The organism is Fimbriimonadaceae bacterium (genome assembly GCA_023957775.1).
Classification (GTDB): Bacteria; Armatimonadota; Fimbriimonadia; order Fimbriimonadales; family Fimbriimonadaceae; genus JAMLGR01.
Window position 1 is genome coordinate 126809 of record JAMLGR010000003.1, and the last position, 18290, is coordinate 145098.

Genomic DNA, 18290 nt, shown 5'->3' on the forward strand with positions numbered 1-18290 from the left:
GGTCTACTCTCCGCGCGCCGAACCCTCGCTTGCCGCGAGCTCTCGAGCCAGTGAGAGGTTCTTCAGCGTTTCGCCCAAATTGATGGTCGCTTCGCCGAGGAGTCCTTCATCCCCGTCCTTGAGAAAAGTTCGGATCTCGCTGAGAGTCTGAGCGAGCAATTTCAGTGCCAAATCTCGCCGTTCGAACGACCGTCGGTGCGATTCCGGAACCTCGAGCTGGGCTTGGAGGGCCACGATGCCCTGGAGCTGGGTCCATCGCTGTCCGACGACCTTTGCGACCTCCGCATCTTTGGGCCGAACACGCGCGATGGGAATCAGGTCGCGCAATTGGGAGCAGGCGTCCGCCCCGAACTGGTCGAGCAACGTCGCCACCAGTCCATAGCGCCTCCCGGCGTCGATCGGCTCGTCCAGGCTGAAGGCGCGCGAGCGTTTCAGATCCTCCGCCGCCTCGTCGATCTTGCCGTTGAGTGCGGAGGCGACGGCCCGCAGGAAGTACGCCTCGTTGGTGGGGGAGAGTTCGATCGCAGCGGAGAGGTGTTCGACCGCTCCGTCCGGGTCGAGCATCCGAAGCCGAACCTCTCCCAAAAGCAATCGCGCGTCGGGATTCTGGGGGGCCCGCGCAACCAGCTCGTTCACACAGTCCTGGGCGGTTTCGAGTTGGCCGGCCTCCAGCGCCGCCTGCGCGGCGAGGGCCCAAAGGTGCGGCCGATCGGGGATGAGTTGCGCGGCCGCTTGGGCTTCGGTGCAGGCCAACTCGGGTCGACCCATGTGCAGCAAGAGTTCGATGAGGCGGCGGCGGCGCTCGACGTCGAGCGGTTCGGCGTCGATCGCGTCGCGAACGGCCACCACGGCCGACTCGTAACGTCCTTCCTTTGTCAGCCCCTCGACCGTCGCCAGAAGCTCCTTGTTGTCCACCGTGCCCGGGGTGGGAGTATCCACACCGGCGGGCATCTGCCCTTGAGCGGGTTGGGGCGTGCCGACGAGCGGCTCGACGGGAAGGGTCCGCAGCGGCTCGGTCTGCAGCTTCATCGCCCACGTGCGCGCAAGGGACCGGATGCCGTTCTCGGGATCGGAAACGCTGACGATGAACTCGCTGGCCACTTTCGACGCGGGCGCGATGGCCGCAAGGGCGCTCTCGGCCCACGCGCGACCGGACTCGTTGCTCGAGCCGGGGGTCTTCGCGTCCGGATCGATCCACACGATGCTGCCGCGGCGAAAGAGCAGGCCCCGCGCCCGGACCTTCTCGCCCTCTCTCCAAGCCGACACCACGAACACGTAGTCCGCATGCATCTTCGCGGCACCCTGCAGGACGACTTCGAGCGGGGGGTTGCCACGCGGTTCGGGAACGAGCTTCTCCTCGACGGCCGTTCGGAAAATCGGATCCTCGAGGCTCCACACGATCGGCTCGACGCGTCCACCGTCGCGCAGCTCCTGGGCGAGGAAGTGGCCGATCGGCACGTTGGGGTTGGCCCCTTCTGGCCCGGCGACCTGCGCCTGCACGATGAGGAACGCCGGCACCGCGAGAGCGGATGAGGCAACGGAAACCGTCACGAGAGCGAGCAGGAGTTTCGCCGTGCGCACGGTTAGCCGCCCTGGAGGATCTTCAGCGCGGTCTTGCACGCGTCGAGACCCGTCTTCGCCGAATCGCCCTGACCGGCCTTGATCTGCGAATCGAAGGCGGCGACGGCGCGGGTGTAGGCGGCCACGGCCTCCGGCTTCTTGTTGAGCCGCTCGTAGCACTGCCCAAGGCGCTGGTTGGTCGAGGCGGGGTCTCCTCCCCGGCGAAGGAGCTGCTCGTAGGAGCGCGCGGCGTCCTCGTACTTGCCGAGCTGGTACTGCTGGCGTGCCGTTCGGCTCAGGGCCTCAACGCCGTTGCCGTCGATGGACGACCCGCCGACGCCGGCCGGCCGGCCGGTGCTGACTCGGATATCGATGATCCCCGGGTTCTCTCGGGGAGGCTCGGTCACAGGGTCACGCCGCAGGACCGGATCGACCGGATCATCGGCCCCGGTGGGGCGGGGCGGGCTTTGCTGTTGCTGGGCCGAGGTGTCGACCGGGCGCGTTTCCACGGGACCGATCGGGCCTTGGGGCTGCACGGGCCGGAAGCCGTCGGGACCGACACTCGGAAGCGTTGAAGGGACATTTCCCAAGTTGGGCGTGGCGATCCCGTTGCCGGTTCCGGCGGGCGCCTGCGTCGCGCCCTCCGGGGCGGGGTTGGCGACGCCCGGCTCCGTGGTCGCCGGGCTGTCCGCCTGGGACGGCAACGCTCCGGGCGGGAGCCCTTCGAAGCCTTTGAGGTTGGGTTGGGCCGCGACCGTCTGCGGATAGTCGTCGCTCGGGGTGCTCCCGGTCAGCACGGCCGCGATCGAGGCCCCCGCGGCTACCAGCACGACGGCGGCAACGGCCCCGAGGATCGCCCGCGGGCGGTTCGACTTGGGCACCGCGGCGGCCCGGCCTGCGAGGTGGTTTCGGAGCTGGGTGATCTTGATCTTGTCGAGTGCGGAGTCGGGATTGAGCGCGACGACCCCTTCGTAGCACTCCAGGGCTTCGGCAATCTGCCCTTCCCGTTCATGGCACATGCCCTTCAGGGAGAGCGCGGACGCGGACGCGGGATTGGACTTCGTCGCGGACTCGGCGATGAGCAGGGCCTCCTCGGTGCGGCCCTCGTTGAACGCATGGAACCCTTGGGCGATCAGGGCGTCGAGTTCGGCGGCCGCCGTCGCAACATCGGTCGCATCCAGCTCCTTGCCGCACTGGCGACAGAATTTGCTGTCCAGGCTGTTTGAATAGTTGCACTGATTGCACGCGACCACGTAGCGCCTCCCCTCGGTTGAGCCCGAGAGCTTTATGCACGAGCGGCCGGATCGGCCTCCCTGTGCATTGTACCAAAGGGTCCTCTAGAACCCACGGATGAAGGACGGTTCAGAACCCTGTCCGTGTTCGAGGATTGCATGCGTATACTGGCGCCATGTCGTCCGAAACCGTTCTCCGCACTCCGCTTTTCGACGCCCACGTCGCCGCGGGCGGGCGTATGGTTCCCTTCGCGGGCTACGAAATGCCGGTCCAGTACACGGGTGTCATCGCCGAAGCCAAGGCCGTCCGCGAATCCGCCGGCATGTTCGATGTCAGCCACATGGCGCGTCTTTGGTTCCGAGGCGAGCGCACCCTCGAGTTCCTCGAGTGGATCACGACCAACGACGTGGCGAAGCTGGAGGATGGACGCGGCCAGTACTCGCTGCTGCCGAACGAGCGTGGCGGCGTCGTGGACGACATCATCGTCTATCGCGTGGACGAGCACGTCTACCGTATGGTCGTCAACGCGGCGAACCACGCCAAGGACGTCGCGTGGATCTCGAGCCACAACGCGTTCGACGTGGCGATCGAAGACGAGACGGACCGCACGGCCATGATCGCGGTCCAAGGGCCCCGTGCCGTCGAGATTCTGGCGTCGATGTGCAACCGCCCCGATTCGTTGCGGGAAGCCCCGCTCTTCGGGTTGAACGACGTGACCATCGCCGGCATCGCGTGCTTCGCCCCCCGGTCGGGCTACACGGGCGAGGACGGCTTCGAGCTGATCTGCGCCGTGCACGACGCCCAGCGGCTGTGGGACGCGTTGCTCGAGGCCGGCGTCACGCCGTGCGGTCTGGGTTCGCGCGACACGCTGCGGGTCGAAGCGGGACTTCCCCTCTACGGGCATGAGCTGACCGACGACACCAACCCGATCTCCACGGGGCTGGGGTGGGTGGTCGGCAAGACCAAGTCGTTCCTCGGATGCGAGCCGATCCAGACCGCAAGGGCGGAGGGCACGGCGACGAAGTTGCACGGCGTCCGCCTGGAGAGCAAGCGGCTCCCGATGCCCGAGATGGGCGTGTTCGTCGACGGCGCGCAGGTGGGAGCGGTGACGAGCGGCGTGTACTCGCCGACCCTCGAGTGCGGCATCGGATTCGCCTATGTGGACGCAGGCGTGAAGCTGGGAACCCCCATCACGGTGGACATCCGAGGCAAGCACGAGCCCGGCACCCTCGTCAGCAAGCGATTTCTGAAGTAGTCCTCGGCCCTGGGAGTGCGCGCGCTTGCGCGCCGCCCTGTATCCGCGCGACTTGTCGCGAGTCCGGAAGGCCGGGCGAGCCCGGCCCGGAGCAGGGCGACGCGCAAGCGCGCGCACTCCCAGGCACGAAGGACGAAGGACGAAGGACGAAGGACGAAGGACTATCCCTGGCCGAACAGCCGTCCGCGGCGCGGGCCGCGATTGGGGAGCGTCAGCGCCACTTGGCCGTTGCGCGCGGCATTGCGGCCGCGCCCGGTGGTGAAGTGGTTCGTATACACCTTCTTTTGAGCCTCCATCCGCATGGGGGAGTGCTCGGAGAGGGTGAGTTCGGTCCGCAACAACCGCTCGATGTCCCGCACGTACTTCTGCTGATCGGGGGTCGCGAGGGTGATCGCGAGCCCGTCCGCGCCGGCCCGACCGGTGCGGCCGATGCGGTGCACGTAGTCTTCGGCTTTCTCGGACACGTCGTAGTTGATCACGACCGAGATCTCCTTGACGTCGATGCCTCGCGCCGCGATGTCCGTGGCGACGAGCACTCGGTATTTGCCGCTCTTAAAACCGTCCAGCGCCGCGCGCCGCTGGGCGAGCGTGCGGTCGGAGTGAAGCTCCGCCGAGGCGTGGCCCATGCGGAACACGCTGCGAGCGATCTTGCGGGCCCCGTGGCGGGTGCGCGCAAACACCAACACGCTGCCCTTGTGCTTGTTCAGCAGGTTGGTCAGCATGTCCGGCTTGTCCTCTTTGTTGATGATCACCAACTCCTGGACGACTTCCGCGGCAGCCGTGCCCGCGCGGGCGACCTCCACGGTGGCCGGCTTGACCAGGTACTGGGCGGCGAGATCGGCGATCTCGCGCGGCATCGTGGCGGAGAACAGCATCGTTTGGCGATGCTTCGGCACGCGGTCCAGGATGCGGCGAACCGCCGGAGCGAAGCCCATGTCCAGCATCCGGTCGCCCTCGTCGAGCACGACGATGGAGACGTTGCCAAGGTCCACCGTGCGCTGCTGCATGTGGTCGAGCAGGCGCCCCGGCGTGGCGATGATCACCTGGGGCCGAGAGCGGAGCTGGCTGACCTGCTTGCCCATCGACGCGCCGCCGATGATCAGCGCCGTGCGAAGGTTCAGTTGGGTGAGGACTTCTTGAATCTGGAGCGCGAGTTCGCGCGTGGGGGCCAAGACGAGAGCGACTTCGCCGGAGCGAAGGTTCGCTGCGATCGGCAGGCCGAAAGCGAGGGTTTTGCCGGTGCCTGTTTGGGCGATGCCGACGAGGTCCCGACCTTCCAGGGCAAGGGGAATCGCTTCTTGCTGGATGGGAGTGGGAGTGACGAAACCGAGGCGATCCAATTTTTGAAGGAGGCTCGGAGCGAGTGCCAGGGCTTTGAAGCCTTGGGCTTTCTGAGTTTCAAGCATAAAAAACGGCCGGTGCAGAGAGCATCTGCTCAGGCCTTCCCCTATTATGACGCTTTCTGAGGAAAACTGTTGCATTGGCCCTACGACCGGTGCCTTACGGCCCTCCGCCGATGCCCCCACATCGCAACCAACCGGCAACCGACCCTACGGACGGCGCCCTCGCTCGCCGATATGTCTGATAGGCCGAATCAGCGTATTCGGACGACGGTTCATGGATCGAGCCGTGAAACAGCGAACGGACGCGCGGAAGGAACGAACCGACCGTGCAGTTTTTGGACAATCTCATCGGGCCGACCATCACCAACCTCTCGAAGGCGATGGACCGAGCCACCGAACGCCACAGCGCGTTGACCGCGAACCTCGCGAACGTCAACACGCCCGGCTACAAGCGCCGCGACGTGGACTTCGGGATCGTCCTCGAGGGCGAGATGAAGCGCCCGTCGCACCTCGAGCAGTGGCGCCAGGCCAGCGCCCAGCGGACCTCCTCCGGCAGCATCCAGGCCAACGGCAACAGCGTGAACCTCGAACAAGAGGTGATGGCGCTCGCCGAAACGGAGCTTCGCTACCAAATGCTGACGGACATGACCGCCAGCTACTTCCGCAACCTCAAGAACGTGATCAAGGAGGGACGCTAGCCCATGAACTCGCTCAACCAGGCGATGCGGGTCAGCGCGAGCGGCATGTACGCCGAGCGCTTCCGCATGGACGTCATCTCGTCCAACATCGCCAACGCCAACACCGTCGGCAACCCGTCGCATCCGGGCTACCAGCGGCGCATCGTCGAACTTGCGGGCTCGCAAGACGGCGTCCGCGTCACCGCCGTGCGTACCGATCCCACGCCCGGGCGCATCGAAATGGACCCGAGCAGCCCCTACCGCGACGCTGAGGGCCAGGTGATGTTCAGCAACGTGGATCCCATCAAAGAGATGGTGAACATGCTCAGCGCGGGCCGCGCTTACGAGGCGAACATCGCCGCGTTCAACTCGGCCAAGAGCATGGTCCGCAGCGCGCTCCAGATCGGAAAGCTCTAGGCCCCAGGAAACCAGAACCATGAGAATCAACCCCGCTCTCGCAGACCTCAGCAAGCTGACCAACACGGTCAAGCCCGTCGGTGGCGAGGAGAAGGGGAACGGCGACTTTGCGCAGACGTTGATGGACGTCTTGAAGGAGGTCAACTCGGCCCAGGGCGATGCCCAGGCCAAGAGGGACGCCTTCCTGACGAATCGACAACCGGTGGAATATCACGACTTGATGATCACCATGGAACGCGCAAGCACCGCACTGCAGCTCACGTTGCAGGTCCGCAACAAACTGCTCGAGGCGTACCAGGAGATCAACAGGATGCCCGTCTAGGGCCGTGGCTTTCACCGTGTTCGTGATCGAACATGGGTGGCTTTTTTCTCAATCTCAGATCTTGGTGGGAGACGGCGGATCGCACGCAGCGCGCCGTCACCTTGTTTGGCAGCGCGTTTCTCGTGCTGTTGCTCGGCGGAACGTTCTACTTCGCTTCCCGACCGCACTACGAGATGCTCGTAGGGGGTCTGACCCCGGCGGAGCAGGCCGCGGCTGTTTCGGAACTCCAACAGATGGGCCTCAGCCCTCAAACGGAGGTCAACGGAGCGGTGCTCGTCCCAAGCAATCGAATCAGCGAGGCCCGGCAGCGACTGGCAGCCAGCGGCAAACTGCCCGCATCCGGCCACCTAGGAGTCGGCAGCCTCGACAACATGGGCGTCCTCTCCTCGCCGCGTGTCGAGAGGGAGCGCCTCAAGGCCGTCCTCGAAGGTCAAATCGCAACCGCGATCGAGAAGCTCGACGGGGTTGCCGGCGCCCAGGTGAACCTCACGCTCGGCGATGACACCGCGTTTGTCAGCGAGCGGCAGCCGGCAACGGGCAACGTAACGCTCATCGAGCGCGCCGGAGGAGGCGTCGGATTCGACCAAGCCAAGTCGATCGCGCGATTGGTCGCCAACTCGGTCCAGGGCCTCGACATCAAGAACGTCTCGATCATCAACCAGGGCGGACAGACGCTGTGGGACGGCGCCCAGATGTCCGGCGCCAACGGCGGCGCGGCCCACAAGATCGAAGCGGAGATCACCGAGTCGCGGCGGCGCGAGCGGGAGATCCAATCGATGCTCGACGCGGCGTTCGGACCCGGCAACACGGTCGCCAAGGTCAATCTCGAACTCGACTTCGACAAGAGCAGCATCGTCAAGAACGAGGTGCTCCCAACCGAGACCCCGATCGTCATCGAATCGAACAAGGAAACGATGAACGGCTCGGGCGGAACGGCCGGCGGGCCCGCCGGCGCAGACGGGGCCGTGGCACCTGTGGCCGCCTCGGCGTCGGGAGACCAGGGCTACAAGGGCGAGCAGCAGGCCAAGACGTTCGGCGCGGGCCAGATGGAAACAAGAACCGAGAAGTCGGCCGGAAACCTTCTCAGCATGGCGATCACCGTGCTCGCGGACCAGGAGAAAATCAAGGACGCCGCGCCGATCCAGAACGTGCTGGACGGATACCTCGGCTCCCACAAGGGTGCGGCGGGCTTCACCGCCACCGTACAGGCCGTCGAGAAGTTCGACCGCACGGCCCAGGCGGCGGCCCAGAAATCCGCCCAGGAGGCCGCCAGCGCCGGCAAGATGCAGCAGATCTTCTCGCTGCTCCCGATCCTCGCGCTCGTCGCCATGGGGTTTGTGGTGATCAAGGCGATCGCCAAAACCGCCAAGTCCGGAAACGTGATGGTCGCGGCGCTGCCCTCCGGTGGCACGGTCTCGTTGGGACGCGGCGGAGAGGGCGGAAGCCGGTCGATCGTTCCGAGCGACGGCGCGGCGCGCCACGCGGCCGCCCACGAAGAGGAGCTCGACATCGAAAACATTTCGACGAAGGTCAATCGCCCCCTCGAGTCGATCAAGCGAATGAGCGATGACAAGCCCGAGGTGGTCGCAATGCTCATCAAGGGCTGGCTGCTGGAGGAGCGACTGTGAGGAAGACTGGTGGCGAACTGAGTTTCAGGCAGAAGGCGGCGGTCGTCCTGATGCTCCTGGGCCCCGAACTCTCGGGGCGCGTGCTCCAGCACTTCGAGGACGAGCACATCGAAGCCCTCTCCCTGGAGGTGGCGCGCCTGGACAAAATCACGCCGCACCAGCGCGAAGCGGTCATCGACGAGTTTTACGAGGTCGCCGTCGCGCAGGACTACATCGCCGAAGGCGGCGTCGAACACGCGAAGCGCGTGTTGGAATCGGCTTTTGGAAGCGAGCGGGCATCCTCGATCGTGGGCAAGATCGTCGAGGCGATGCAGGTCGTCCCGTTCGATTTCCTGCGCAAAGCAGACCCGCAGCAGGTGCTCACGTTCATCCAAGACGAGCACCCCCAGACGATCGCGCTCATCCTCGCCTACATGCCGATGAACAACGCGGCGCTCATCCTCGGCAAACTCGCCACGGATCTGCGCGCCGATGTTGCGGCCCGGATCGCGATGATGGACCAGACTCCTCCCGAGGTCATCGCCAAGGTCGAAGAAGTGCTGGAACGCAAGGTGTCGAGCCTAATCGGCCAGGAGATGAGCAGCGCCGGGGGACCCAAGGCGCTGGTCGATCTGCTCAACCGGGTCGATCGCGCCACCGAGCGGCTGATCATGGACTCCCTCTCGGAGAAGAGTCCCGAGCTTGCCGAAACGGTGAAGAACATGATGTTCGTGTTCGAGGACATCGTCCAGCTCGACGATCGCGCCGTACAGCAGATTCTCCGCGAGGTGGACATGAAGGAGTTGGCCACCGCGCTCAAGGGCACGGCCACCGACGTGCAGAACAAAGTGTTCACCAACATGTCCGAGCGCGCCGTGGCGATGCTGAAAGAGGACATGGAATTCATGGGCCCCGTCCGCCTGAAGGTGGTCGAAGAGGCCCAGCAGAAGATCGTTTCGGTGATCCGACGCCTCGAGGAGGCGGGCGAGCTCACGATCGGACGGGGCGGCGAGGAGGACATCCTTGTCTAAGTCGTCCGTCCACTCCGGGGGCGGAGGCTCACTGCGAAGCCTGGGCGACATGCTCGAATCGGCGGAGTCCGTCGAGCTCAAGGTGCCCACGCCGAAGACGGGCCTCGCGGGGCGTGCGCACCAACAGGCGCGGCAAGCGGGCCACGAAGCGGGATTCGCAGAAGGGCTTCAGGAAGGCATCGCCCAAGGGATCGCCCAATCACTCGAAGAGGCGCGCGTCCTTCGGGCCGCCGAGCTTGCCGCGTTCGCGGCGGATCTGAACGCCCTTCGCGAGGATGCGGCGGACGCGATCGAGCGCTGGTACCGCGAGGCCGAGCACACGCTCGCACAACTCGCCACCGTGATCGCTGCCAAGGTCATCGCCAACGAGTTGGCGACCGACCCCGAGCTGGTGCTTGCGATCACGCGGGAAGCGATCCAAGAAGTGACTCACGCTTCCAGCGCGCGGATCCGGGCGAACGTCCTCGACGCACCCGCTCTGAGCCGCCACCGAGAGGAGCTTGCCGCCCTTGCTCCCTCCCTCCGACAGGTCGACATCGTCGAGGACCCGACGATACGGGCCGGGTGCGTGATCGAGACCGACGGCGGGGTGGTCGAGGCCACCGTGGAACAGAAGCTGCAACGAGCGCTTCAGGAGTTGAGGAAGCCATGAGCGCTCCGACCTTTGCCCGCGCCCGCGCGCAGATCGAGGGGGTGAACTGGCTCGAAGTTTCCGGCCGCGTGACCCAGGTTGTCGGCCTCGTCATCGAGTCGTTCGGCCCCAACGCCCGGGTGGGCGACCTGTGCGAAGTGGAATCGGGCGAGGGCGAAGCGATCTGGTGCGAGGTCGTCGGCTTCCGCGGAGACCGCGCCCTGCTCATGCCGCTCGGCGAGCTCGAAGGGGTGCGAGCCGGATGTCTGGTGCGCAGCACCGGTTCCTGCCTGCGCGTGCCGGTCGGCGATGCCCTGTTGGGCCGCGCGCTGGACGGATTGGGGCGCCCCATGGACGGTTTGGGGCCGCTCGGAACCCGCGCCACCTACCCGATTCTCGCCACCCCTCCCAACGCGATGCGCCGCAAACTGATCTCGCGCCCGCTCACCACGGGCGTGCGAGCGATCGACGGCATGCTCACGATCGGCGAGGGGCAACGCATGGGCATCTTCTCGGGTTCGGGAGTGGGTAAGAGCACCCTTCTCGGGATGATCGCACGGAACTGCGAGGCGGATGTGAACGTGATCGCCCTCGTTGGCGAGCGCGGCCGCGAAGTGAGGGAGTTCATCGAGAACGACTTGGGAACGCAGGGCCTTCGCCGAAGCGTGATCGTGTGCGCCACGTCGGAACAGCCCGCCCTCGTCCGGATCAAGGCCGCGATGACCGCCACGGCGATCGCCGAGTCCTTCCGCGACCAGGGCAAGAGCGTGCTGTTGATGATGGACTCGGTCACCCGCTTCGCGATGGCCCAGCGCGAGGTGGGTTTGGCGATCGGCGAGCCGCCGAGCACGAAAGGTTACACACCGAGCGTGTTCGCCATGCTGCCCCGCCTGATGGAGCGGGCCGGGACGAGCGACAAAGGCGCGATCACCGGACTCTACACGGTCCTGGTCGAGGGGGACGACACGAACGAACCCATCGCCGACGCCTCGCGGTCGATTCTCGACGGACACATCGTGCTGAGCCGAGCCCTGACGAGTCGGGGGCACTACCCTCCGATCGACGTGCTCGAGAGCCTCAGCAGGGTGATGCCGATGGTGTCCTCGCCCGAGCAGATCGAGCACGCGCGAACCCTGCGCGAGCTGATCGCGGCGCGAAACGATGTGGAGGACTTGGTGAGCATCGGGGCTTACAAGTCCGGGGCCAACAAGCTTGCAGACCGGGCGATCGAGTCCTGGGAGACGGTTTGCGGATTTCTTCGACAGGACAAGGCGGAGGGCTCGGATCGGGAGACCACCCTCACGCGACTCGCGGAGTTGACTGATGCGTAAGTTCACATTTCGGTTGGAAAAGGTGTTGGAGTACCGGCGCCTCGAGGAAGGGTGGGCCAAGGACGCCTACCGACAGGCCCAGGCGGCCCGGATGGAAGGCGATGCGGCCCTGGCCCGAATCGGGGAACGGCGCGTCACGCTGCTTGCGCAGCCCGTGCTCAGCCTCCCCGAGCGCCGCGAACTGGAGAGCATGCTGGAACGGCTCGATGGGGAGGAGGACGTGCAGCGCTCGGTCCTCGCCGAGCTGATGGACGAGGAGGCCAAGGCTTACACGGATTGGATCGAGCGCAAGCAGGACCTCCAGGCGATGGAGAAGTTGCGCGCGCGCGCCCACGAGGAGTGGCTCCAACAGGCCAACCGCAAGGAGCAGGAGGCGCTGGACGAGTGGTCCGTGCTCCGGAGGGCCGCATGATTCGCCCACTCGGCCCGGAGGGGGTGCAGCAGCGGATGCAAGAGCTGCAGTCCCGTCTCGATCAGGTGCTCGGTCGGCAGTTCGAGGAGACGATGAGCGAGGTCACCCCGATCGCGGGCACGTTGCGCCGCGGCGGGTTCGCCCCCTTCGACCCCCTGGCGGCGGGCGCCCTGTGGAAGGGGGTGGACGCCCCTGCGGAGTGGAAGGGCAAGATTCGCGACGCGGCCGCCCGGCAGGGGTTGGACCCCGATCTCTTCGATGCGCTCGTGCAGGCCGAGAGCGCCTACGATCCCAACGCCCGCTCTCGGGCGGGCGCCCTGGGGCTGACCCAGCTCATGCCCGGCACCGCGGCGGCCCTCGGCGTGGACCCGCTCGATCCCCAGCAGAACCTGGACGGTGGCGCGAAGTACCTCGCACAGATGTTGCGGCGCTTCGGCGACGCACGGACCGCGCTCGCGGCGTACAACGCCGGGCCCGGAGCGGTCGATAAGGCCGGAGGGATCCCGCCCTACAGCGAGACCCAAGCGTACGTGGACAAGGTGATGCAGCTCTACAACCAGAGGAAGGCCCGATGAACAAGATGCTGATGATCCTGGTGCCGGTGCTCGTCATCGGCGGCATCGTCGGTGCGGGAATGACGGGAATGGTGGACATCCCCGGACTCACCCCGAAGAAAGCCAAACCCAAGGCCTCGGCCGACAAGGCCGCGGATGAGGCGAAGGCGGCAGACGAAGCGGCCGCGCCCGATGCGGCGCCTGCCCCGGAGCCGGATCCGGAGCCTGCCAAGGTCGCCAGCACGCCACCCGCACCCACGGAAGATCCCATCCTTGGCCAGAAGAAGATCGCCACGCTGTGGAGCGAGATCGACACGCCGCAACTCATGAAGATCGTGGCGGATTGGAAGAATCCCGAACTCGCTGCCATCCTCCGCCGGATGGACCCTTCCAAGACAGCGGAACTGTTGGGCGCGATGGACGAAAAGCGAGCCAGCGCCCTGAGCCGCGAGATCCAGAAGCAGAGTTCGGCCCTCCCGCCCCCCACGTCCTAGCAGGACATGGGAGTGCGCGACCTTGGTCGCCTTGGGAGTGCACGACCTTGGTCGCCTTGGGAGTGCGCGACCTTGGTCGTCGCCTTGCCCCGCCGGGCTTGCCCGGCGTCCGGGCCTCGGCGGGTGCCACGCCCACTTGACGGGCGTGCCGCACAAGTCGGGCTCGACTACCTCCGTGCTCACGCGGGCTCGACGCAGCGCGGATCCTCGTTGCGCGGGTTCCCGACCAGCCGAGAGACCGCCACGGCCTCGAATCCTTCGTCGAGAGCCGGCACCAAGAGCGCCGAAAGGGCCTCCGTTTCAGCAAACTCGGGGTCCAGCCACATCTCGAAGTGCTTCGGGTCCAGGATCGCCGGCATGCGATCGTGGAGGGGCCGCACCAACTCGTTGGGCTGGGTCGTGATGATCGTGCACGATTCCAGCGGCCCCGCTTCCGAAGTCCAGGAGTCCCAGAGCCCCGCAAACGCGAACGGCGCCCCGTCGCGGCGCCGAATATGGTAGGGCTGTTTGACGACGGTCCGCTCGAGGCGAGGAGGTGCAGCTTCTTCGTCGAAGAGGGAGCCTTGCGGTTCCGCGGGGGCCTCGTGGACCGACTCCTCCTCGACCCACTCGAAGAACCCATCGGACGGAATCAGGCACCTCCGGTGGAGGAACGCGTCGCGAAACGCGCTCTTCTCCGCCAGGCTCTCGGCCCTCGCGTTGATCATCCGCAGGCCGATGCCCGGGTCGTCGGCCCATCGCGGGATGAGGCCCCACCGGTAGCTTCGCAAAACGCGGCGTCCATGGGCGTCGCAGACGACGCCAGGCACCTGCTGCGTGGGAGCGATGTTAAACCGAGGAGCCAACTCTGCGATCTCCTCTAAGTCGAAGAGCGCGGCGACGGCCGCCGACCCACATCGAAGCGTGTAGCGCGCACACACGAGGGGAGGATACTGGTTTGTGGTTGGCAGTGTAAAAGCCAACGAGCCCACCCGGTCGATGCCGGGTGGGCTCGCGTGGAGGCGATGGGCTCGACCTACTTGATCTCGACGGAGCCGCCGGCCTCTTCGATCGCGGCCTTGACCTTGTCGGCCTCGTCTTTGCTCACGCCCTGCTTGACGGGGTTCGGAGCGCCGTCGACGAGGTCCTTGGCTTCTTTCAGCCCAAGACCCGTGATCTCGCGCACGGCCTTGATGACCTGAAGCTTCGCATCGCCGGCTGCGGTCAGCACGACGTCGAACTCGGTCTTCTCTTCGGCAGCCGGAGCGGCGTCGCCGCCTCCGCCCATCATCATCGGCATGCCCATCATGGGGGCGGCCGCGGTGACGCCGAACTTCTCTTCCAGCGCGGTCTTCAGTTCCGAAAGCTCGAGCGCGGTCATGCCGCTGATCTGCTCGACAAGGGTTTCAACTACGTTTGCCATGGGTTACTCCTGATTCTCCTCCGCTGCGGGAGCGGCTTCTTCGGTTTGCTCGGCCGGTGTTGCCTCGGCCTCGGCGGTCGGGGCAGCTTCCGCTGCGGGGGTGTCGTCGGACGGCGCTTCTTCGGCGGTCGCTTCGGGGGCGCTGGCCTCAGGTGCCGCGGGGGCTTCTTCGGCGCTTGCTTCCGGAGCCGCCGCGGGGGCTTCGGCTTTCGCCTCGGCCGGCGGCGCACCTTCGGCAACCTTGTCCGCCACGGCGCCGATCGTTCGGATCGGATCCGCGTAGAGGGCTTCGATGACGCCCACCAGGTTGCTGAGGGGGGCCGCGATCGTGCCGATCACCTGGGCGATGAGCACGTCGCGCGGCGGAAGCTTGGACAGGGCCTCGACGCCTTTGGCATCGAAACTCTGGCCGTTGAAATAGCCGCCCTTGATTTTGAGATTCTTGTTTGTTTTCGCGTAATCGAACAGCGCCTTGGCGCACTCCGACTCGTTCTCGAACACGAACGCGACGGCCGTGGGGCCGCTGTGAAGCTCCTCGGGCAGTTTGGCGAGATCCTCGCCGACTGCCACGCGGAACAGCGTGTTCTTGAGCACGTGAAGTTCGCCGCCCTTGGCGGTCAGGTTGCGACGCAGTTCCTGCATCTCCCGGACCTTGAGGCCGCGATAGTCGGTGAACACGAGTCCGACGGACTTCGAGTACCACCCTTTCGCTGTTTCGATTGTTCGCGCTTTCTCTGCTGTTGGCATGATTGCGTTTCCATTTCCGCCGCCGGCAGCAGGCCCAAAAGCACTGAAGGCCCCTGCCAAGGGCAGGAGCCGTTTCGGTCCAGCGCGCTGCGCCCGACCGTCCCGAACCCGATTGTGCCCCCTCGGCAGGCGGGTCCCGAGGACCCCTTAGGGCTTTCGCCACCTTCGCTGTCTGCGGAGTTGCAGGGATTATGGCACATGGAGAGTCGTGGGTCGATGGTCGTTTGTCGTTTCCCTATTGCCGGGCATAATCGTCGCATGCGCGCCATGCTCCTCGCCTTTGCCCTGTGCCTTTCGGCGGCGGCGTCCGCCCAGAGCGAACTCGTGGGGGATGGGCAGTTTCCGCAGACCCGGACGCTTTCGGCGCTGCCGGGCGGGGTCATCGGAGTCCTTCCGGACGGGACGCCCTCGTTCCGAGGCGCGTCGGCGCTGAGCACACCCATCGCTTTCAGCCTATCGAACTGGCATTACGCCTTTGCCCTGGGTACGACGAGCGCAACGGCCCTCCCCCGGTTCTTCGAGCGCGACAAGACGGGCGAGTTCAACGATGCGAACTCGACCGCCTACGGCATGGTCGGTATCCCTTCCCGGTTCGGCTCCTTCACCGTTTCGCTGATGCTCATCAGCCGGTTGTTGAAGGAGACGACGATCAACGTTCAGTGGACGCCGTCTGGCCAGCGCGGACCCGTGACCGTGGGGTACGGGGTGCAGGACCTGTGGAACACAAGCGGCACGCACGTGCCGTTCGAAAGCAGAAGCGCGACCTCCCACTTCGTCGTCGCGACCGCCAAGCTCCCGCGCGGCGGCTACGCCTCGCTGGGTACGGGCACGCAGCGATTCAACGGGGTCTTCGGCAACGTGTCGCTTCCCGTGGCCGAGCGGTGGAAGGCGATCGCCGAGTACGACACCTACAACTGGAACGGCGGCGTCGCCTACGATATGGGACGCCTCTCGAACCCCCTCGCTCCCAGGCGCCCGATGGAAGCCACCGCGTTCTTCGGCTACGTGCGCGGCAAGTACGCGACGTGGACGGTGGGCGTCAGCTTCTGACGTGAGCCCCCCCGCGCCTCAGCGCCTCCGCGTGAAATCCCCCTTTGCGACCTTTGCGTCCTTTGCGTGAAACTCCCCCCGCGCCTCAGCGCCTCCGCGTGAAATCCCCCTTTGCGACCTTTGCGTCCTTTGCGTGCAACTCCCCGCGCCCCCTGCGTGCGCGTGAAACTCCCCCGCGCCCTTTAGGGCAGCGGGAGACCCATCGCCTGCAGCCACTCGCGCAGCTTCGCGATCCTTGTGGGAGAGTCCAGCGCCACGTTGAACGGACGGCCCCGCGTGTCGATGATGAGCCCCAGCGTGCCGCTGATGAGGTTCGTGGTCTGGTCGCGCTGGTCGCGCTGGCCGCGGCTGGTGTCGAACCTCTTCACCTGCACGCTCTTGCCTTTGCCCGCGCCCACGTCGAAGCCGCGCTCCGGCTCGACCGTGATCTGCTCGTGCTGTTCGATCTGGAATGGGACGACCTTGATGGTGCCGAACGGAACGCTGACGTCCAGGTTCTCTCCCTTCACGCTCACGCAGGGCTCTCCCTCTTTGCCCTCGCCCACGGGCGCGATGCACGTGCCCACCTTGACGATGCAGTCGTACTCGAACACCTGCTTGGCGGCCTCGTAGAAATGCTCGCTCAAGACACCGAGGTGCGGCATCATGAAGATCGAGTCCACGGTGAGCATCGTGACGCCCTCCGGCTGGTACGCGTCCATCATCATCAGCGCGGACTGCGCCCGATCGGGCGCGTGGCTCAAGACGCCGCCCGAGCCGATCACCATGTCGAGCTCCATCATCTTGACGAGCGTCTCGCCGGATGCGGCCTGGTTGAAGATCTGGCCGACGTCGCGCTGCTGCTGCATGCCGGTCAGGCCGCGCGCGAGCGTTTTGTGGTGGAGAAACGCGAGCCGCAACGCCTCGCGCGCGACGCCGTGCTCGATCAGCAGATCCTCGTACGTGTGGGGGATCGTGGTGGGTCGAATCATCTTGTTGCGCAGGCGGTTCCGCACCTCGGCCGGGTCGATCTCGAACGGCAGCCACCGCGCGATGTTCTCGATCCCCGTCTCCTTGAGCACGTTGCAGATCGAGTAGGACATGCCCAGGTTCGCAGAGACCGTGCGGTTGTAGATCCCGCCGAACACCGAGAAAACGTCCGTCGTGGCGCCCCCGATGTCGACGCCCAGGATGTTGATGCCCTCCTGATCGGCGTAGCTCTTCATCAGCTTGCCCACCGCGTTGGGGGTCGCCATGACCTCTTCGCTGGTCCACTCAAGCAGCTTCGAGTAACCGGGGGCTTGCTGCATGACGTGCTCGAGGAACATCTCGTGAATCTCGTCGCGCGCCGGACCCAGGTTCTCCTTGTCCAACGTAGGGCGGATGTTGTCCACCGCCTTGAGGGCGATGTCTTCGCCCAGCACCTCGCGCACCTCGTCCCGGGCCTGGGTGTTGCCCGCATAGATGATGGGGAGCTTCATGTCGCCGAAACGAGGCTTGGGGTCGGCGCGCCGAACGACCTCCGCCATCTCGATCAGGTGGCTCTTCGTGCCTCCGTCGGTGCCGCCCGACATGAGGATGATGTCCGGCCGCAGTTGGCGCAGGCGCTCCACCTTTTGGAAATCCTTCCGCCCGTCGTCGACCGCCAACGTGTCCATCAAGATGGCGCCTGCTCCGAGCGCAGCCCGCTCGGCGGACTCGGCCGACATCGACATCACGACGCCCGCGACCATCATCTGCAACCCGCCGCCCGCGGACGAGGTGGAGACGTAGATGTCGGAAGCGTCCAGCGGCGAGGTCCGCTCTTCGAGCGCCTTGCCGTTCTTTCGGAGGCGCCAGACCTTGTTGTCCTTGATCAGCTTCCGCCGTCCCTTCTGCACTCCTTCGGGGACCTTCTCTTCGGTGAGTTCCTCGAGCTCGGTCACCGAGTTGATCACCCCCAGGGTGACGTCCTCGAAAGGCTTTTCGACCGTGGTCGGGGCCTCGCCGCGCGCGACGAGCCGGTACTCCCCCTGCTCGTTGCGCTCAATCAGGATCGCTTTGGTCGTTGTGGAGCCACAGTCCGTGGCCACGATGCGCAGGATGTCTTCGGACATGGGTTCGATTATGGCAGGGGCTCGAAGGCCGGTCCCTTGAAATTCGTCTCCACGTTCGTTCCCGGGTGAACTTGGCCGCCTTTGAACCCGTCTATCATAGTGTAGGTGGCCTGATGACGGATGGCCCGAACGGGAGGTGGGCCTCTTCC

At 65.9% G+C, this 18290-nt stretch carries 19 protein-coding genes; 12 read left to right on the forward strand and 7 right to left on the reverse strand.

Features of this window, described 5'->3' with window-relative positions:
• Window positions 1–3: 3 nt before the first annotated feature.
• Both M9921_03660 and M9921_03665 read right to left on the reverse strand, forming a co-directional pair.
• Window positions 4–1581 (reverse strand): tetratricopeptide repeat protein, encoded by a 1578-nt coding sequence (locus tag M9921_03660; protein MCO5295931.1) that lies wholly within the window; start codon window positions 1579–1581, stop codon window positions 4–6.
• A 2-nt stretch (window positions 1582–1583) separates the two neighbouring features.
• Window positions 1584–2813, reverse strand: coding sequence for a tetratricopeptide repeat protein (locus M9921_03665; protein MCO5295932.1), 1230 nt, complete (start codon window positions 2811–2813; stop codon window positions 1584–1586).
• Window positions 2814–2968: 155 nt separating this feature from the next.
• Between M9921_03665 and gcvT the strand changes: the two genes are divergently transcribed.
• Complete coding sequence (gene gcvT, locus M9921_03670; GenBank protein ID MCO5295933.1) at window positions 2969–4048, forward strand: glycine cleavage system aminomethyltransferase GcvT; 1080 nt, start codon at window positions 2969–2971, stop codon at window positions 4046–4048.
• 161 nt (window positions 4049–4209) lie between these two features.
• Here the strand turns inward: gcvT and M9921_03675 are convergent, their stop codons facing one another.
• Window positions 4210–5388 (reverse strand): DEAD/DEAH box helicase, encoded by a 1179-nt coding sequence (locus tag M9921_03675; protein MCO5295934.1) that lies wholly within the window; start codon window positions 5386–5388, stop codon window positions 4210–4212.
• Between the two features lie 329 nt (window positions 5389–5717).
• Here M9921_03675 and flgB point away from each other — a divergent pair, with 329 nt between their 5' ends.
• Genes flgB through M9921_03725 form a run of 10 tightly spaced genes read left to right on the forward strand, consistent with a single transcriptional unit; the run spans window position 5718 to window position 12867 of the window.
• A complete protein-coding gene (gene flgB, locus M9921_03680) occupies window positions 5718–6089 on the forward strand; it encodes a flagellar basal body rod protein FlgB (protein MCO5295935.1) in 372 nt (123 codons plus the stop codon).
• Window positions 6090–6092: 3 nt separating this feature from the next.
• On the forward strand, window positions 6093–6485 hold the full coding sequence (flgC, locus tag M9921_03685; protein ID MCO5295936.1) for a flagellar basal body rod protein FlgC: 393 nt from the start codon (window positions 6093–6095) through the stop codon (window positions 6483–6485).
• Window positions 6486–6504: 19 nt separating this feature from the next.
• A complete protein-coding gene (gene fliE / locus M9921_03690) occupies window positions 6505–6807 on the forward strand; it encodes a flagellar hook-basal body complex protein FliE (GenBank protein MCO5295937.1) in 303 nt (100 codons plus the stop codon).
• Window positions 6808–6839: 32 nt separating this feature from the next.
• On the forward strand, window positions 6840–8435 hold the full coding sequence (locus M9921_03695) for a hypothetical protein (protein ID MCO5295938.1): 1596 nt from the start codon (window positions 6840–6842) through the stop codon (window positions 8433–8435).
• Entirely contained in the window at window positions 8432–9445 is a 1014-nt protein-coding gene (gene fliG / locus M9921_03700) for a flagellar motor switch protein FliG (protein ID MCO5295939.1), read from the forward strand. Before M9921_03695 ends, fliG begins: the two co-directional genes overlap by 4 nt.
• Window positions 9438–10097 carry a FliH/SctL family protein gene (locus M9921_03705; GenBank protein MCO5295940.1) on the forward strand — a complete coding sequence of 220 codons (660 nt, stop codon included), beginning with the start codon at window positions 9438–9440 and terminating at the stop codon, window positions 10095–10097. The genes fliG and M9921_03705 overlap by 8 nt, the downstream gene beginning before the upstream one ends.
• Window positions 10094–11407 (forward strand): FliI/YscN family ATPase, encoded by a 1314-nt coding sequence (locus tag M9921_03710; protein MCO5295941.1) that lies wholly within the window; start codon window positions 10094–10096, stop codon window positions 11405–11407. The genes M9921_03705 and M9921_03710 overlap by 4 nt, the downstream gene beginning before the upstream one ends.
• A complete protein-coding gene (locus tag M9921_03715; GenBank protein ID MCO5295942.1) occupies window positions 11400–11819 on the forward strand; it encodes a flagellar FliJ family protein in 420 nt (139 codons plus the stop codon). The genes M9921_03710 and M9921_03715 overlap by 8 nt, the downstream gene beginning before the upstream one ends.
• Complete coding sequence (locus tag M9921_03720; GenBank protein MCO5295943.1) at window positions 11816–12394, forward strand: lytic transglycosylase domain-containing protein; 579 nt, start codon at window positions 11816–11818, stop codon at window positions 12392–12394. The genes M9921_03715 and M9921_03720 overlap by 4 nt, the downstream gene beginning before the upstream one ends.
• A complete protein-coding gene (locus M9921_03725; GenBank protein MCO5295944.1) occupies window positions 12391–12867 on the forward strand; it encodes a hypothetical protein in 477 nt (158 codons plus the stop codon). Before M9921_03720 ends, M9921_03725 begins: the two co-directional genes overlap by 4 nt.
• A gap of 179 nt (window positions 12868–13046) precedes the next feature.
• Here M9921_03725 and M9921_03730 read toward each other — a convergent pair whose 3' ends face one another.
• The 3 genes from M9921_03730 to rplJ all read right to left on the reverse strand — a co-directional run bounded on the left by M9921_03730 (window position 13047) and on the right by rplJ (window position 15016).
• Entirely contained in the window at window positions 13047–13787 is a 741-nt protein-coding gene (locus M9921_03730) for an SOS response-associated peptidase (GenBank protein MCO5295945.1), read from the reverse strand.
• Window positions 13788–13882: 95 nt separating this feature from the next.
• The gene (gene rplL / locus M9921_03735; protein MCO5295946.1) at window positions 13883–14269 is read right to left on the reverse strand and encodes a 50S ribosomal protein L7/L12; all 387 of its coding nucleotides are present in this window, start codon (window positions 14267–14269) and stop codon (window positions 13883–13885) included.
• Window positions 14270–14272: 3 nt separating this feature from the next.
• A complete protein-coding gene (gene rplJ, locus M9921_03740) occupies window positions 14273–15016 on the reverse strand; it encodes a 50S ribosomal protein L10 (GenBank protein ID MCO5295947.1) in 744 nt (247 codons plus the stop codon).
• Window positions 15017–15274: 258 nt separating this feature from the next.
• Between rplJ and M9921_03745 the strand changes: the two genes are divergently transcribed.
• Window positions 15275–16066 carry a hypothetical protein gene (locus tag M9921_03745; GenBank protein MCO5295948.1) on the forward strand — a complete coding sequence of 264 codons (792 nt, stop codon included), beginning with the start codon at window positions 15275–15277 and terminating at the stop codon, window positions 16064–16066.
• A 182-nt stretch (window positions 16067–16248) separates the two neighbouring features.
• Here the strand turns inward: M9921_03745 and M9921_03750 are convergent, their stop codons facing one another.
• Window positions 16249–18141: a glutamate mutase L gene (locus M9921_03750; protein MCO5295949.1), complete on the reverse strand. Its 1893-nt coding sequence runs from the start codon at window positions 18139–18141 to the stop codon at window positions 16249–16251.
• Window positions 18142–18290: the final 149 nt, after the last annotated feature.